The sequence below is a fragment of the Archangium sp. genome, from assembly GCF_036388035.1.
Taxonomy (GTDB): Bacteria; Myxococcota; Myxococcia; order Myxococcales; family Myxococcaceae; genus Archangium.
Genome location: NZ_DASVSO010000934.1, coordinates 1 through 16028, shown reverse-complemented (window position 1 = coordinate 16028; position 16028 = coordinate 1). Strand labels below are relative to the sequence as shown.

Annotated in this window: 11 protein-coding genes; 7 read left to right on the top strand and 4 right to left on the bottom strand. The window is 70.3% G+C overall.

The features are described from left to right. Positions 1-34: 34 nt before the first annotated feature. Positions 35-634: a manganese efflux pump MntP family protein gene (locus tag VF697_RS38895; protein WP_331103142.1), complete on the bottom strand. Its 600-nt coding sequence runs from the start codon at positions 632-634 to the stop codon at positions 35-37. A 172-nt stretch (positions 635-806) separates the two neighbouring features. On the opposite strand from VF697_RS38895, the gene VF697_RS38890 reads away from it, so the two are divergent. The 3 genes from VF697_RS38890 to VF697_RS38880 all read left to right on the top strand — a co-directional run bounded on the left by VF697_RS38890 (position 807) and on the right by VF697_RS38880 (position 6381). After that, on the top strand, positions 807-2615 hold the full coding sequence (locus VF697_RS38890; RefSeq protein WP_331103140.1) for a choice-of-anchor X domain-containing protein: 1809 nt from the start codon (positions 807-809) through the stop codon (positions 2613-2615). 125 nt (positions 2616-2740) lie between these two features. Then, complete coding sequence (locus VF697_RS38885; RefSeq protein WP_331103138.1) at positions 2741-5938, top strand: carboxypeptidase-like regulatory domain-containing protein; 3198 nt, start codon at positions 2741-2743, stop codon at positions 5936-5938. 83 nt (positions 5939-6021) lie between these two features. After that, the gene (locus VF697_RS38880; protein WP_331103136.1) at positions 6022-6381 is read left to right on the top strand and encodes a hypothetical protein; all 360 of its coding nucleotides are present in this window, start codon (positions 6022-6024) and stop codon (positions 6379-6381) included. Between the two features lie 10 nt (positions 6382-6391). On the opposite strand, the gene VF697_RS38875 is transcribed toward VF697_RS38880, so the two are convergent. Then, entirely contained in the window at positions 6392-7852 is a 1461-nt protein-coding gene (locus tag VF697_RS38875; RefSeq protein ID WP_331103134.1) for a hypothetical protein, read from the bottom strand. A 48-nt stretch (positions 7853-7900) separates the two neighbouring features. Continuing rightward, the gene (hutH, locus tag VF697_RS38870) at positions 7901-9427 is read right to left on the bottom strand and encodes a histidine ammonia-lyase (RefSeq protein ID WP_331103132.1); all 1527 of its coding nucleotides are present in this window, start codon (positions 9425-9427) and stop codon (positions 7901-7903) included. 158 nt (positions 9428-9585) lie between these two features. On the opposite strand from hutH, the gene VF697_RS38865 reads away from it, so the two are divergent. The 4 genes from VF697_RS38865 to VF697_RS38850 all read left to right on the top strand — a co-directional run bounded on the left by VF697_RS38865 (position 9586) and on the right by VF697_RS38850 (position 14594). Beyond that, complete coding sequence (locus tag VF697_RS38865; protein ID WP_331103130.1) at positions 9586-10815, top strand: aspartate kinase; 1230 nt, start codon at positions 9586-9588, stop codon at positions 10813-10815. A 3-nt stretch (positions 10816-10818) separates the two neighbouring features. Further along, positions 10819-11202 carry a helix-hairpin-helix domain-containing protein gene (locus tag VF697_RS38860; RefSeq protein ID WP_331103128.1) on the top strand — a complete coding sequence of 128 codons (384 nt, stop codon included), beginning with the start codon at positions 10819-10821 and terminating at the stop codon, positions 11200-11202. A gap of 37 nt (positions 11203-11239) precedes the next feature. Beyond that, positions 11240-13225, top strand: a complete 1986-nt coding sequence (locus VF697_RS38855) for a zinc-ribbon domain-containing protein (protein WP_331103125.1) — start codon at positions 11240-11242, stop codon at positions 13223-13225. A gap of 184 nt (positions 13226-13409) precedes the next feature. After that, on the top strand, positions 13410-14594 hold the full coding sequence (locus VF697_RS38850) for a glycosyltransferase family 2 protein (RefSeq protein WP_331103124.1): 1185 nt from the start codon (positions 13410-13412) through the stop codon (positions 14592-14594). Between the two features lie 74 nt (positions 14595-14668). Here the strand turns inward: VF697_RS38850 and VF697_RS38845 are convergent. After that, positions 14669-16028: xanthine dehydrogenase family protein molybdopterin-binding subunit (locus tag VF697_RS38845; RefSeq protein ID WP_331103122.1), on the bottom strand; the 1360-nt coding region annotated here is incomplete at its 5' end.

Below are 16028 nucleotides of genomic sequence, written 5' to 3'. Positions count from 1 at the left end.
CCGTTCGTGACGGCCGTCGGGTGGGGGTGAGTCCTCAGGCGGCGGAGAGGTGCTCGATGAGCGTCTTGACGCCGATGCCGATGAGGACGAGGCCGCCGACGATGTCGAGCTTGCCCTCGAGTGGCTCCCCGAAGCGGCGCCCCACGCTCACACCCAGGAGGCACAGGACGAAGGTGACGCCGCCGATGAGGGCCGCCGCCGTCACCAGGTGCAGCTCCAGCAGGGGCAGGGTTACCCCCGCGGCGAGCGCGTCGATGCTGGTGGCGAGCGCCATGAGGGTGAGCGTTCCCAGGTGGAAGGGGTTGCGCGCCGGGGACTTCCCGCCGTCGTCCTTGCGCGGGTCGGGGCCGCCCGGGTGGTGGTGGGTGATGGCCTCGTGGATCATCTTGGCGCCGATGCCCCCGAGGAGCACGAAGGTGAGCCAGTGGTCCCAGGCGGAGATGGCGTCCGCGAACTGGTTGCCCAGGACCCAGCCGATGACGGGCATGAGGGCCTGAAAGAGTCCGAACAGGAAGGCGAGCAGCAGGGCGTCTCGCACCCGGACACGCGGGGTCGCGAGGGCGCTGGCGATGGAGACGGCCGTTGCATCCATGGCCAGTCCCACCGCCAGCAGCAGCAGGGTCATCACGGACATGGGAGGACCTTTTGCCCGATACCCACGAGGCACGGAAGCGTCATGAGGTGCGGCGGCGCTGACGGCCGCGCGCGGTGGGAAGCACCCCGGAGTCGGGGTTTACACTGTTCGTCAAGGAAATCAGGACAAACCGTGTTACCATGCCGACTCATCTCACACGCGGGGTGCTTGTATGCGGCTGACACGGAGCAAGAGGTTCTCTGGGGGGTTGCTGGTGTGCGCGCTGATGGCCGGCTGTGGCGGGGAGTCGCCAGAGCGGGAGGCCGTCTCCCAGCAGGAGCAGTCGCTGGAGGAGCCCGGACAGGCACCGCCACGCGTGGACTCGCTGGAGGCCGTGGCGCTCGAGCCGTTGAGCAGGGCCACCCGGAGTCTGGTGCGGGCCCGGCTCGCCAAGGGTGAGTCGGCCACCGAGGTGCTCCTGTCGGGTGATGACAATGCCCAGATCGCCCTGCGCGACGATGGCACCTTGGGAGACGCGCTGGCCGGCGACGGCGTCTTCTCCGGCACGGGCATCGTGGACTTCGATGCGCACCGGCAGACCCAGCAGCGCATCGCGGAGGTCAAGCAGTCGGGCGTGCCGCCGACGATGCTGAAGTTCGACGACCGCGCGGTCGTGGGCGAGGAGACGTTGGAGCCGTTGCCGGACTCGGCCTTCGTCCAGGGCCAGCCCATCCCCATCCGCCTCGTGGGCCTCGTCAATGGCTCCATCTCCGACGCGGTGGCCGTCGCCGCCGGGGCCACCGCGACCGCCAGCGGCACGAACTACGCGCGCTCGCTCGTCATCACGGATCCGGGCGTCCTCAATGACTCCGCCCGCACCTGGAATCCCTGCACCCGCGTGGGCACCCCGAATGGCGCGTGGACGTTCAACTTCCTGATGACGGAGATGGCCAACCCGGCGCTCACCGGTATCAGCCCCGCCGCCTTCACCGACCAGTGGCTGAAGCACTGGACGTTCAACCCCTCCGTCAACGGCTCGAGCGTGCCGGCGCGCCCCGCCATCACCACCAAGCTGCTCAACCCCTGGCCCAAGGTGGGTACCGCGCTGGACATGGCCCAGTCGCCCTTCAAGCTGGTGGCCATCGTCAACCGCCCGGACCTGGCCAACCCCCGTGGCGGCGCGTATGGCGGAGGAGAGGCGGGCGAGCTGCGCTTCGTCTTCGCCGCGGTGGAGCGCACCTCCACCTCCTGCTACACCACGCCCTTCCTGGTCATCCTCGAGTACGGGGTGCCGGTGTCCGGTTGCCAGGCGGTGAAGAACTGGAACCGTGCGTGGCAGCAGCTCTCGCTCTACACCCCGGGCGCTGGCTCCCTCTACAACTCGCGGCTCCAGAGCCTCACGGACTCGGTGGTGAAGCGCAACGCGGCGCCGCGCAAGCCCAACGGCAGCGCCATCAACCAGGTGCGCACCAACGAGGAGTGGCTGGCCTGGCCCTGGGAGCTGCGTGAGTTCCGCCTCTTCTCCAACAACCTCAAGGCGGAGAACTTCCGAGTCGGCGCCATGGTCGGCCACCTCACGGAGCACACCACCGCCCAGGCCCCGGCCGACGCGCACAACAACACGCCGCTGCTGTCCAACTACATCACCTCGTCTTGCGCCCCGCTCGCCGCCAGCACCCACACCGTTCCGCTCAACTTCCCCACGGCGACCAACGACTTCCTGGGTGCCTTCCCGCGCATGCCCAGCACCAACACCTTCTGGACCGCGCCCACCCTGTGCAGCCCCCAGGCGCGCTTCGGCCTGTCGTTCAACACCTGCAACGGCTGCCACACGCGTGAGACGTACTCCCGCTTCTGGCACATCGACCAGAACAGCAACCGCTCGCCCTTCCTCTCCGGGCCGATCACCGTCACGGATCCGGTGTTCACGACGATGAACCGCACGTTCAACGAGCCCCAGCGCCGCATCCAGGTGCTGGATTCGCTCGCCAACCAGTCGTGTCTGGCCGGCGCGCTCGTGAGCCCGCCCGCCTCGCACTGATCCCCGGCTCCCCGGGAAGAGGGTAGGGTAGGGCTTCCTGCCCCCTCCCCGCGCACCCACTCGTGTGCGGGGAGGGACCCTCTGGCCAGCCTTCACCGGCGGCCGGTCGTTGGGAGAGAACGCGGATGCGCGGATGGATGCTGGGGGTCGCGGCCGTCACGGGGCTCCTGCTCTCGGTGGGGCTCGTTCTTCACAGGCCCCCGCCTGCCGGGAGCAACCGCTCCGAGTCCCCAGCAGGTTTCGTCGTGTCCGGCTCGCGCCCGGGACGCCTCCGCGCCGCGCCCGTGGCCCCGCCGAGCGGCGAGCTGCGCATCCGCGGCGTGGTGCTCGATGACCGCGGCCCGGTGGCCGGCGTGCGGGTCTCCGCGTCGCGGCCCGAAGCGGGACAGACCCTCTCGGAGCTGCCGTGTCCGCCAGACGAGGAGGAAGTCCCGGCGGAAGCCGAGCCCCGGCTCCTCCCCGTGTGTCTGGAGCGAGCCACCCCGCTGATCCTGGAGCTCGTGGGCGCGCGCGAGGGCGAGGCGCCCGTCTACGCGGAGGCCGTCACGGCGGGAGATGGGACCTTCGTCCTCGACGGGCTGCCGCGAGGCTCCTTCACGCTCTGGGCCCTGGGGGAGCACGGCGCGGTGTCGCGCTCCGGCGTGCCCGCGGGGGTGGAGGGCGTGGAGCTGCGGCTCGGGGAGGGCCTCACACTGGAGGGCTCCGTCTTCGGCGGGCAGGCCCCCGTGCCCGATGCGCGGGTGACGGTGATTCACGCGGGACAGACGCGGTTCTTCGACGTGCGCACCGGCGAGGACGGCCACTTCCGCATCGGCTCGCTTCCGGCGTCGCGTTACCTGCTCGCCATCCACGCGGAGGGCTGGCTCCCTGGACTCTTCGCCTCCGACACGCTGGACGGGCTGGAGTCACGGCTGGAGCTCTTCCGCCCACGCGGGCTCACTGGCCGCGTGCTGTCCGGGGGCTCGCCCGCGCCGGGCGTCGAGGTGCGCCTGGAGTCCTGGTCCGAGTCGGGGGGCGCTACCCAAGGGGTGAAGACGGACGCCGAGGGCCGCTTCCTCTTCGAGCCCCTGCCCCCCGGCCATTACAGACTCACCGCCGAGGTGGCCGGGCGCTCCGCCCTCGCGCGGCTCGAGCTGGAGGGCTCGCCCTGGCCGGAGGTCGTGCTCCACCTGGGCGAAACGTTCTTCGTGGAGGGCACGGTTCTCGATGACGCGAGGCGTCCCGTGCCCGGCGCCTACGTGAGCGCGATCCTCTCGGGGACGCATATCTGGCCCCAGCGGGCTCGCACCGGTCCGGATGGGCGCTACCGGCTCGGCCCCGTGGAGCCCGGCCTCCATGTGTTCCAGCTCTCCGCGGAGCGGCACCTGTCGGTGTACGGCCTGGAGCACGCGCTGGCGGCGGGCTCGGGGCCGGTGGACTTCACGCTGAAACGAGCCGCCTCCGTTGAGGGGACGGTGGTCGACACCGCCGGGCGGCCCCTTGCGCAGGTCGAGCTGTCCCTGCTGCGTCCCGGGCGTGCGAACCCGAGGCATGGCAACACGGCGGCGTATGCCCTCTCCGATGAGGCAGGCCGCTTCGTGCTGGATGCCACCGAGCCGGGCTCCTACCTCCTCGACATCCAGGACGCGTCCGTCCTGCCCGAGCAGCTCCAGGTCCAGGCTCCCGCCGAGGGCGTCCGGGTGGTGCTGCGCCGGGGGGGCTCGGTGTCGGGAACCTTCACGGACGAGCAGGGCCTCCCGCTCACCCAGGGCTGGGTGGAGCTGTGGGACCTGGGCGGGACGGGCGGCGCCGTGCGGAAGGGGCACGTGGACCAGGAGGGGCGCTTCCTGCTCCGGGGGGTGGCTCCGGGCCACTACATGCTGGAGGCGACGCTCCTGGCGGCCAGCGTGGATCGCTCGGCCGCGCTCCCCGTCGAGGTGAAGGGCAGTGAGCAGGTGGAGGTGTCCCCGAGGCTCGTGAAGGGGCGGACCCTGTCCGGTGTGGTCGTGGATGGCGCGGGCCAACCCGTGGCCGGAGCCTTCATCCATCCGAGCCCGTCCTCGCCGCCCCCCTGGCGCCGCGAGGAGCTGAAGGACGTGGTGGTGGTGAAGGACGTCCCGCTGGACGTGCGCTCGGGTCCCGATGGACGCTTCACCCTGCACCACCTCGCGGCCGACGCGTACGACCTGTCCGTGAAGAAGGAGGGCTATCGGTCGCCGGATGACGCCCTCCGCGTGAGCGCGAGCACGACGGAGGTCCGCCTCGTCCTGGAGCGCCTGGGGCACATCCGTGGGAGGCTCGTCGACACGGAGGGCGCCCCCATCACCCGGTTCGAGGTGAACGGCGAGCCCCGGAGGGATTCAGGCGGGGCCTTCGCCGTGCCCTTCTCCACTTCCGGTCTGGAGAAGCTCGCCATCAGCGCTCCGGGAATGGCGCCGGTGCTGCGCCCCGTGCAGGTTCGCGAAGGCATCGACGTGGAGCTGGGTGAGCTGCGGATGGGCCCGGGCCGGAGGGTGAGGGGCCGGGTCCTGGACGCCGAGACGTCCGCGCCCGTGAGTGCGTTCATCCGATTCACCGACGCGACCCTGGAGTCCACGAGCCCCACCTCGCGTATCTGGGGCTTCGTCGTCGCCGAGGAGGATGGCTCCTTCGAGCTGCCGAACCTGGAGGCCCGGTCCCTCGTGCTCCAGGTGGAGCACGAAAAGTACCTGTCGCGGCGTCTGTCCCTGGATGACCGGACGGAGGAGGTGACCGTGCGGCTGGAGGCGGGGGCTCGGATCGAGGTGCACGTGCGCGACGCCCAGGGTCGTCCCGTGGGAGCCCAGCTCGACTTCGAACGGGACGAGGGCGGTGGTGGGGGCGCTTACGCCCCGGACGGCACGGACGTCCTGAGTGGCTTGGAGCCGGGACACTACACGGTGAGGTTGTCTCCGCTCCTGGACGACATCCAGCCCGTGTTCTTCCGCCCACGGCGCGTGCAGGTGCCCGCCAGCGGCCGGGTGTCCTTCACCTTCGAGGGAGAGCCAGGCGGTGCCACCGTGAGGCTGAGGGTGAAGGACGAGCAGGTCCGCGGCGTGTGGCTCCGGCCCGGCGGCGCGCTTCCCATCGCGAACTCTTCCGACCTGGAGCGGGCGCTCAGAGGCAGTCCGCACGCCAGCATGGAAGGGGACTCGGACGAGCAGTGGGTGCTCCACCACATTCCTCCAGGCCCAGCCACGCTCCTCCTCGTGTCGGAGGAGGCGGAGCCACGGTTCCACCGCGAGGAGTTGGACATCCCCGCCGGGGGCACCCTGAGCCGAGAGGTGCGCCCGCGCTGGCAATCGCTCAACGACGAAGAGGATTGACCGGATGCTGCTCGCCGGGGCGAGGCTGGGTGATAGCCTCGGGACGTTCGTCGTAGCCTCTCCACACCCAAGGACTTCTCTCCATGCGCCGGACCACGACCCTGCTCTTCGCCCTCATCACCGCGTCCATCTCCAGTGGCTGCGCACGGAGCCCGTGCGAGCGGGTCTCCGACAGCCAGGACGCCCTCGTCGAGCGCGTCCAGACGTGCAGGCCAGATGTCGTGGGCACCCGGGCGTTCGATGTCGCGGCGTGCGAGCAGAAGCAGGCCGAGAAGTGCACCGAGGAGCAGGCGGAGCTGGTGGCGAGCTACGTCGAGTGCGCGTTCAGCAAGGGCACCTGCGAGAACTACGAGCAGGATCGCTTCAACGAGGAGGTGGTTCGCTGCGCCCAGGAGCACAAGGGGATGGATCTCGCCTGCCTCGAGGCGATCCTCAACAAGTAGGGGGGCCTCGCTACCCTCGCGGCCAGCCTTGTGAGGCCGGTGTGTCCCACAGCAGGCCGTAGCGCAGCGCGCCGGGGGCGCAGATCAGGACCGCGGCCAACGCGGTGAGCCCCAACGCCCACCGCACGGGCCGTCCCCAGCGGCGAGCGCATTCGATCGCGGCCAGGGCCAGCCACGGCATCACCGCCACCCAGTAGCGAGGGCCGTAGCAGGCGCTTCCGTTGTAGGCCATGGCGGAGAGCACCCCGAGGTACAGCGCCAGGGGCAGGCCCATGTCACGGGTCAGCGACGAGTGTCCGCCGTCCGGCGCACGGCGCCCCAGCAGTCCACCCAACGCGAGGAGGGTCCAGGGTACGAAGACGAGCAGGCCATAGGCGGGGTGCAGCAGCGTGGACCACAGCCCCGACAGGCCGCTGGCCCACGCCCAGTGGGAGGAACCGCTCACCAGCCAGACGTGGAACTGCCACCGGTTGAAGGCCAGCAGCAGCAGACCGCAAGTGCCCATGCCCACCGCCAGCCGCAGGGCCTCACCCCAGCGGCGAGCGATCAACCGGAGCAGGATCCACGCGGCCCCGAAGAGGACGAAGGGCGGTTTGATCGCCATGGCGAGCGAGACCGCCAGCGAGGCCGCCACCGGACGCCCACTCTGGAGTGCCCACAGTCCCAGCGTCAGCATCAGCGCGATGGCTGGCTCCGAGAAGAAGGAGCGCGAGTAGGCCAACCAGGGACTGGCGAGCACCAGCAGCACGGCCGCGCTCTCGGCCTGTAGGCGCGAGAAGCCCGCGCGGCGCCCGGTGAGATAGACCGCCAGCGCGCCGAGCCAGCAGAAGAGTTGCTGCACGCGGTTGACGGCCAGCTCGAGGTCCACCGGCGAGGGGGAGAAAGGCGCGAGCAGCAGGGCCACCAGGGCTGGATAGGCCACCGGATGCGAGGGGGTCTCCTCGTAGTTCGGGCTCGGAGGGGAGCGCGGATCGCGCGGGAGGTAGCCCACCTGGCGCCCGCCGACGCGCAGGGCCGCTCCCCAGTCGAACACCTCGTGCCAGAACCGGGTCTGTCCCGTCGCGGGGTCGAACACCAGGGTGTGATGATCGAGGGGGAACCCTCGGAAGTGCCTGCCGGCCGCCAGGCCGCCTCGGGCGATCCGGACGTAGTCGTCCTTCAGCTGCAGATCCCGGTCGAACAGCAGACTGTGGATCACCAGGAGGTAGTGGGGCTCATCCCCGCTGATGACCTGACTCGAGGCAGGCCGCAACCGCCAGTCCCTGCCGAGGATGAGCTCGTTGGTCCGCGCGATCAGCAGCGCCAGCGCCACGAAGACGAGCACGGTGGCGCCGTTGCGCGGCAGCCCGGCACGCAGCGAGGCCCACCCGCTCCGGGGAGGTGTGCCGCCCGGCTCATTCGTGGGAGCGAGGGAGGGCGGCCGGGTGGGGAGCTCGGGTGTAGAGGAGCTCCCGTGCTGCTCGAGTGCCATGGGGGGAGTGTCGCGTGACGGGCCACCTCATCGCCACTCCCCCGTGGCTCAGGCCGTGGCGTTGCGCACGACGCGGATGAGCTCGCCGGAGTCGATGAGCTGGCAGACCGCCTCGATGTCGCGGTGGATCTCCCGGTCCTTCTCCATGGTGGGCACGCGGCTGCGCACCAGCTCGTGCGCGGCGCGAGGCCCGCGGCCGGCCTTCACCGGCAGCCGGTAGTCCAGCGCCTGGCTGGCCACCAGAACCTCGATGGCGAGGCACGTGCGGGTGAAGTCCGCGACCTGCCGGCTCTTGAGGGCCGCGGTCATGCCCATGGAGACGTGGTCCTCGCGGCCGGCGGAGGAGGGGATGGAGTCCACCGAGGCGGGGTGGCACAGCACGCGGGACTCGGCCACGAGGGCCGCGCTGGTCACCTGGGCGATCATGAAGCCCGAGTTGAGGCCCGAGTTCTTCGCGAGGAACGGGGGCAGGTTGGACAGCGACGGGTTGACGAGCTGCTCCACCCGGCGCTCGCTGATGGAGGACAGCTGGGTGAGCGCCATCGCCACCACGTCGAAGGCCAGCGAGAGGGGCTGGCCGTGGAAGTTGCCGCCCGAGACGATGCGGCCGCTGTCCACGAAGACGAGCGGGTTGTCCGTGGCGCTGTTGACCTCGACCTCGAGGATGCGCCGGGCGAAGGAGATGCCCTCGCGCGCCGCGCCGTGCACCTGGGGCATGCAGCGCAGCGAGTAGGGGTCCTGCACCTTGCGGCAGTTGATGTGCGTCTCCACCAGATCACTGCCCGCGAGCAGCCGGCGCAGGTGGGCGGCGCAGGCCTTCTGGCCCTCGTGGGGGCGCACGTCCTGGATCTCCGGGATGAAGGGCTTGTGGCTGCCCAGCAGGCCCTCCAGCGTCATGGAGCCGGCGATGTCCGCCACGTTGGAGAGCATCTCGGCGCGCAGCTGCAGCAGGCTGCCCACGGCGGCCATGGCCTGGGTGCCGTTGACGAGCGCCAGGCCCTCCTTGGCCTCCAGCACCACGGGCGTCAGCCCGGCGCGCTCCAGCGCACTCCGGGCCGGCATCCGCTTGCCCTCGAAGAAGGCCTCGCCCTCGCCGATGAAGACGAGCGCCAGGTGCGCCAGCGGCGCCAGGTCTCCCGAGGCGCCCACGCTGCCGCGCTCGGGCACCACCGGCACCACGTCCTTGTTCAGCATGTCCAGGGCCAGCTGGAGCGTCTCCAGGCGGATGCCGGAGTAGCCCTTGGCGAGCACGTTGCAGCGCAGCAGCAGCAGGGCGCGGGCCTCGGGGATGGGCAGGGGGGTGCCCACGCCGGCCGCGTGCGAGAGGATGAGGTTGCGCTGCAGCTCGCGCAGGTCCTTCTTGTCGATGCGCACCTCGGCCAGGGTGCCGAAGCCGGTGTTGATGCCGTAGGAGGGCGTATCCCCGGCGGCGACGCGGTCCACCAGCTCGCGTGACTCCTGGACGCAGGCCTTGGCCTCGGGGGAGAGCTCCACGGTCATCTCGTTGCGAGCGACCTGCAGGATCTCCTCCAGGCGGAGGGTGTCACCATCGATTAGAAGGCGGGGGCGGTACATGTGCGGGCTCCAGGAGCAGCGGTACGGATGAGGCGCGATCCCTATACCCCAACAGTCCGCCGCGTGCAGCCCGTCCGCTCCGAGAGCTTCCCGGAGGTTTTGACAGCCGGAAGCCACCTCACTAGCTTGACGCGCTGTTCCAGGAGGAACCAGCCAACGTGGCATTGATCGTCCAGAAGTACGGCGGCACGTCAGTCGGCGACACCGACCGCATCAAGAACGTGGCGCGCCGCTGCATCGCGGCCCAGGCCGCCGGACACGACGTGGTGGTCGTCGTCTCCGCCATGTCCGGAGAGACGAACCGGTTGTTGAAGCTCGTCTCCCAGATCACCGACCGGCCGAGCGAGCGGGAGCAGGACGTGGTGGTGGCCACCGGCGAGCAGGTGTCCATCGGCCTGGTCGCCATGGCCATCCAGGCGCAGGGAGGCCAGGCCACCAGCTTCCTCGGCTACCAGGTGCAGATCGTCACCGACAACGTCTTCTCCAAGGCGCGGATCAAACGCATCGACGCCGAGAAGATCGTCGAGGCGCTCAAGCAGAAGCACATCGTGGTGGTGGCCGGCTTCCAGGGCCAGGACGAGCAGGGCAACGTCACCACGCTGGGCCGGGGAGGCTCGGACACCACGGCGGTGGCGCTGGCCGCGGCGCTCAAGGCGGATGCCTGTGAGATCTACACGGACGTGGACGGCGTCTACACGACCGACCCCAACGTGTGCCCCGCGGCGCGCAAGCTGGATCGCATCTCCTACGAGGAGATGCTCGACCTGGCCAGCGTGGGCGCGAAGGTCCTGCAGATCCGTTCGGTTGAATTCGCGATGAAGTACAAGGTGCCGCTCTGGGTGAAGTCCTCTTTCTCGGACGACCCCGGCACCCTCGTGTGTGAGGAGGACAAGTCGATGGAGAACGTGATTGTCAGCGGCATCGCCTACGACAAGAACGAGGCGAAGCTCGCCATCAGCGGCGTGCCGGACGTGCCGGGCGTGGCCGCGAAGATCTTCGGCGCGCTCGACGCGCAGAACATCGTGGTGGACCTGATCGTCCAGACCGCCTCCCGGGATGGCCGCACGGACCTGTCCTTCACGGTGGGCAAGACGGACCTGGTCAAGGCCAAGGAGGTCGTCGAGCGGGTGACGAAGGACATCCACGCCGGGGGCGTGGAGACGGACGGCGACGTGGCCAAGGTCTCCATCGTGGGCGTGGGCATGCGCAACCACTCGGGCGTGGCGGCGAAGATGTTCCAGGTGCTCGCCAGCGAGGGCATCAACATCCAGCTCATCTCCACCTCGGAGATCAAGGTCTCCTGCCTCATCCAGTCGAAGTACACGGAGCTGGCCGTCCGGGCGCTGCATACGGCGTTCGGCCTGGACAAGGCTCCCGCGGCGGGCTGAGGGATGAACCGCACTGGCGCGCTCGCGGTGGCCGCGCTCGGGCTCTTGGGCCTGGGCGTGTTGGCACGCGGGCGCTGGCCGGGCTCCGCGCCCGCGCTGGACTGTGAGCCCGGCGCGGTGCGTGTGGTGGAGGGGGTGGCGGTGTGTGGGGATGGCGCCCTCCCGTCCGCCCCCCAGCGCCTCCTGCTGGGACAGAAGCTGGACCTCAACACCGTGTCCGAGAGCGACCTGGCGCGAGTGCCGGGGGTAGGGTCCTCGCTTGCCCGGCGGCTGGTACGGGAGCGCGAGGCAGGGGGCCGGTTCAGGTCGTGGGAGCAGGTGGCGGACGTGCCCGGGGTGGGTGCCGCCCGGTTGGAGACCCTTCAGGCGACAACGGAACTCCGGTAGGGGCCCCCTCCCCCGACGCGTGTGATAAACACCGTCTGTGCAGATCGCCTGCCCAAAGTGCTCCATGCAGTACGCGCTCGACCCCAAGCTGCTTCCGCCTGGGGGCGTGCCCGTGCAGTGCACCCGCTGTGGCCATGTCTTCACCGCGGCCCCGCCGGCCAAGGCGACCACCCAGAGCACGCAGCTCTTCGCCAGCCCGGTGCCGTCCATCGCTCCGGTGCCGGCCATTGCTCCGCTGCCCTCCGTCGCTCCCGCGCGGGCTCCGGCCGCGAAGCCCGCGGCCCCCAAGTTGAACTCCACGCTGGTCTACGGCACGGGCAAGGGCCCGGCGCCGGCCCCTGGAGCGACGCAGGCGTTCGGCGCGGTGCCCCCCAAGCCCCAGGCGGCTCCCGCGGTGACGCCGCCGCCCTCCAGGGCGACGCAGGTGTTTGGAGCGGTGCCGCAGCCGTCTCCCGCGCCGCCCGCGGCCCCCAAGCCCCCGCCCGCCAAACCCCCGGCGGGTGCGGCTCCCGCTCCCATGGCGACGCAGGCGTTCGGCGCGGTGCCGCAGCCTTCTGCCGCGGCGCCCGCCGTGTCGGCGACGCAGGTATTCGGTGCGGTGCCTCAGCCAGCTCCCGTTCCACCCAAGAGCCAGGCTCCGGCCGTGGCCTCGTCCTCCGTGACCATGACGGAGCTGTTCGGAGACCTCTCGGACTTCGAGCCGGACGTGGACGTGGACATGGAGGGTGTTGGAGCGCGGCCCGCTCCTCCCACGGCGGTGAGCCCGCCCGCGGCGAAGCCTCCGGGACTGATGCCCCGGATCGCGCCCCAGGCGCCCGCCGCCATCCCGTCCAAGCCCGCCTCCGAGCCGGTGGTGGCGGTCGCGGCGACCACGCCCATCGAGCTGCCCGAGGAGATCCTCGAGCAGTTGAACCGCCCGCTCTCGGAGCTGATGGCGGAGGGCTCGTCTTCCGCGGACAAGATGTCCTCGGAGGCGCTGGGGCCCGCGCCCGTGCCGGGGCCGGGCTCGGGGCCATCGGCGCCGGGCCTGTCCAAGCCCCTGGAACTGCCGCCGGAGCTGCTCGACGCGCCGCGTGGGAACGCCAACGAGGGCCGTGACGCCCGTCCCTCGAAGGGCCGGGGTCGTGTCCTGCTCATCGCGGGCAGCGTGCTCGTGATCGCCCTGACGGCGTTCTTCACCTCCCCGGCCTGGCGTGGGAAGTCCAACGCGGTACCGCCCGAGGTGCTGGTCGCCAAGGATGAGGCGGTGGTGATGCTGCGCAGGGACGACACGACCTCGCAGACGGACGCCCTGTCCCGCTTGAGGACCCTGTCGGGCACGAACCCCACGAGCGTCGAGCTCCAGACGGAGATGGCGATCGCACTCGCCATGAACCTGGATGACACCCGCGTCCTGGCCACCACGCTCGAGGCGAGAGTCAAGCGGCTGCGGGAGCAGATCAGCACCCTCTCGCAGGCCCAGACGCCGGCCGACTGGCAGAGCCGCGTCAACGCGATGCGCGAGGAGGTGACGGCCATCGACCGCCAGCTCATCCCGCTTCAAGAGCGGAACACGACGCTCTCGAAGCAGGCCCTGGAGCTGGTGAAGCGGCTGGCGACGGCTCCCCCCGAGGAGCCGAAGGCGCTCACGCAGTCCCGCCAGCGGGCCCGGGCCCTGCTGAGCGCCGTGCTGGGCTCGGCCGAGACTCCCGGCCTGGCCGTGCAGCTCGCCCAGGGCGGGCAGCAGGACTGGAGCACGCTGACGATGGCCGAGTACGTCCTCAACGCCTCCGACGCGGACAACCAGCTCGCCGAGACCGCCGCCGCGCTGGAGAGCCTGCGTGAGGCGAACAGCTCCTTCCTGCGCACCTATGTGCTGGGAGCGCGCATCGCCCTGCGGCGCAAGGATCCGGCCGCCGCGCATGCGCTGCTGGACACCGTGCTCACCCTCAACCCCAAGCACGAGCTGGCCCAGCAACTCCAGGCCCACGCCAAGGAGATGGCGAGCCAGGAGGCCGCGCCCGAGTCCTCTTCCTCGCCCTGACCCGGGCTGTCCTCTCCCCGTGCTCCGGGGAGGAAAAAAAGTTCCCACTCCTGGCACCTGACAGTCACTTGCCCTCGGGGTCCGGCGGATCGGCTCCCTCTTGGGCGGCGGTACGTGCCTTGCTTGCCCCTCGCTCGCGAGTGGTACGCGTGGACACGATTCGAGGGTCGGGGAGGCAGGGGTGATGGCGGAACTGGTGTTCTGGTGTGCCGCGGTGTTGCTGGTGCACACGTACTTTCTGTACCCGGTGGTGCTGTTCGCCCTGGATGGAGCGGCGCAGGTGCTGCACAACCTGCGCTACATGCGCTCGGGGACGAGCCGGCGCCGCGGAGAGCAGCCGAGCGAGCTGCCTCGGGTGAGCCTGGTGGTGGCGGCCTACAACGAGGCGAGCTGCATCGAGGAGAAGCTGCGCAACAGTCTGGCGCTGGACTATCCGGCGGAGCGCTTCGAGGTGGTGATCGGCTCGGACGGCTCGTCGGACGGGACGGACGAGCTGGTGCAGCGGTGCACGGACGAGCGGGTGCGGCTGTCGGCGGCGCCGCGCGCGGGGAAGACGTCGGTGCTCAACCGGTGCATCCCGCTGGCGAAGGGCGACATCGTGTTGCTGTCGGACGCGAACACGATCATCGAGCCGGAGGCGGTGAAGCGGCTGGTGCGGCACTTCGAGAACCCCGAGGTGGGGGCGGTGTGCGGGCAGCTGCGGCTCTTCAACCCAACGAAGGCCGAGTACGAGGAGAGCACGTACTGGACGTACGAATCGCTCATCAAGTTCTACGAGGGCAAGCGCGGGGCGGTGGTGGGGGCGAACGGGGGGCTGTACGCCATCCGCCGCTCGCTGTTCAACGCGCTGCCGCCCTCGACGATTGTCGACGACTTCGTGATTCCGCTGCGGATTCTCGAGAAGGGCTACAAGGTCGTCTATGAGCCCGAGGCGGTGGCGCACGAGGAGACGACGGAGGACTACGGCAAGGAGTTCGGTCGCAGGGCGCGCATCGCCGCGGGCAACTTCCAGAGCCTGAGGATGGTGCCGGGGCTGCTCTCGCCGCTGTCGGGCTTCCCGGCGTTCGCCTTCTGGTCGCACAAGCTGCTGCGCTGGTGCGCGCCGGCGCTGATGGCCCTGGCGTTGTTGGCGAACCTCTTCCTGCTGAACAGTACTTTCTACCGGCTGACGCTGATGGGACAGGCACTGTTCTACACGCTGGCGTACCTGGGGAAGAAGGGGGCGCTGAGGGGCTCGGCGAAGCGGGTGGCGTCGGTGGCCTACTACTTCGTGACGATGAACCTGGCGATCGTGGTGGGCTTCTGGCGCTTCCTGCGCAACACGCAGCGGGCGGCGTGGGATCGCACGGCCCGGGCTCCTACGTCGTAGGAGCACCTCACCTGCCGGAGGGCCGGGTGCCGGTCCGCAGTCAGGTCCGCACCGGCCCTTGGCCACGCAGGCCTTCAAACATCGAGCGCTCGTGAGAGCGGGAGCTCGCGCACGCGCTTACCCGTGAGCGCGAAGAGGGCGTTGGCGATGGCGGGCGCGACGGGGGGCACCCCGGGCTCGCCGATGCCTCCCGGACGTCCGTCGCTGGGCACGATGTCGACGTGAATCCTGCGCGGTGCCTCTCCAATGCGCACGAGCCGGAGGTCACGAAAGTTCGACTGCTGGACCGCGCCGTCCTTCAGCGTGATGGCGCCGTGGAAGGCCAGGCTCATCCCGAAGATGACCGAGCCCTCCATCTGGGCTCGAACACGGTCCGGATTGATGACCGTGCCGGCATCGACCACGATCCACGCTTCATCGACCGAGAGCTTGCCGTTCGGGTTGCGCACGACCGACGCGACCACCGCCGTGTAGGAGAGAAAGCTCCGGTGCGCGGCGAGGCCCAGCGCCCTGCCTTCCTTGTGGCGGTCACTCCACCGGGAGAGCTGCGTCACACGCTCGATGACGTTTCGCAGGCGGCCGGCGTCAACGGGATGCTCCTCCAGGGGCATCCCATAGTTCCTGAGCTTCTTCACGCCGAGCGCCTCCAGGCTCATCACCCGCGGCGGCCCGAACACCTCCAGCATCACGTCGCGGGTGTCCTCGCCACGGGCCTGGGCGATCTCGTCGATGAAGGAGTTGACCGAGAAGGCGTGGAAGATGTTGTAGACGGAGCGCAGCCAGCCGATCCGGACGTGGGGAGCGGCCTCGCACGCCTCCGCGCGGACGTTGGGGACCGCGAGCGCGAGGTCCAGCACTCCCTGCTGGAGATCATCTTCCCCGGGGGTGTTTCCTCCACCGAAGAGCGTCCCGATGGGCGGAAACGCGGTGCGGTGTCTCCAGGCGATGACCTTGCCGTGCTCATCCAGGCCCGCGCTCAGGCGCTGCGTGCTGACGGTGTTGTAGTAGTCGTGCTGGATGTCGTCCTCGCGCGTCCACTGCACGCGCACCGGCACGCCCGCCTCCTTCGCGAGCAGGACGGCCTCGGAGACGAAGTCCGCCTTGGACTTGCGCCCGAAGCCGCCGCCCAGGAACGTCACGTGGACCTGGACCTTCTCCTCGGGAAGCGCGAGCGCGCGAGCCGCCTCCGTGCGCGCCGCCTGGGGATTCTGGGTGGGGGCCCACACCTCACAGGTGTCCCCCTCGAAGCGTGCGACCGCGACCGGTGGCTCCATGGGCACGTGCGGGAGGTGGGGGACGTGGTACTCGGCCTCGAGGACACGCGTCGCCTTGGCGAGGGCGCCGTCGACATCCCCGACGTTGCGGACCACGGTGCCCGGCGCCTGCACGGACGCGCTCAGCTCCTGGCGGAACCGCTCCGAGTCATGCGTCGCG

Bases quoted from the DNA above. Each gene is read 5' to 3' on its own strand.
- VF697_RS38895 (WP_331103142.1), bottom strand. From the start codon at position 634: ATGTCCGTGATGACCCTGCTGCTGCTGGCGGTGGGACTGGCCATGGAT.
- VF697_RS38890 (WP_331103140.1), top strand. From the start codon at position 807: ATGCGGCTGACACGGAGCAAGAGGTTCTCTGGGGGGTTGCTGGTGTGC.
- VF697_RS38885 (WP_331103138.1), top strand. From the start codon at position 2,741: ATGCGCGGATGGATGCTGGGGGTCGCGGCCGTCACGGGGCTCCTGCTC.
- VF697_RS38880 (WP_331103136.1), top strand. From the start codon at position 6,022: ATGCGCCGGACCACGACCCTGCTCTTCGCCCTCATCACCGCGTCCATC.
- VF697_RS38875 (WP_331103134.1), bottom strand. From the start codon at position 7,852: ATGGCACTCGAGCAGCACGGGAGCTCCTCTACACCCGAGCTCCCCACC.
- hutH (WP_331103132.1), bottom strand. From the start codon at position 9,427: ATGTACCGCCCCCGCCTTCTAATCGATGGTGACACCCTCCGCCTGGAG.
- VF697_RS38860 (WP_331103128.1), top strand. From the start codon at position 10,819: ATGAACCGCACTGGCGCGCTCGCGGTGGCCGCGCTCGGGCTCTTGGGC.
- VF697_RS38850 (WP_331103124.1), top strand. From the start codon at position 13,410: ATGGCGGAACTGGTGTTCTGGTGTGCCGCGGTGTTGCTGGTGCACACG.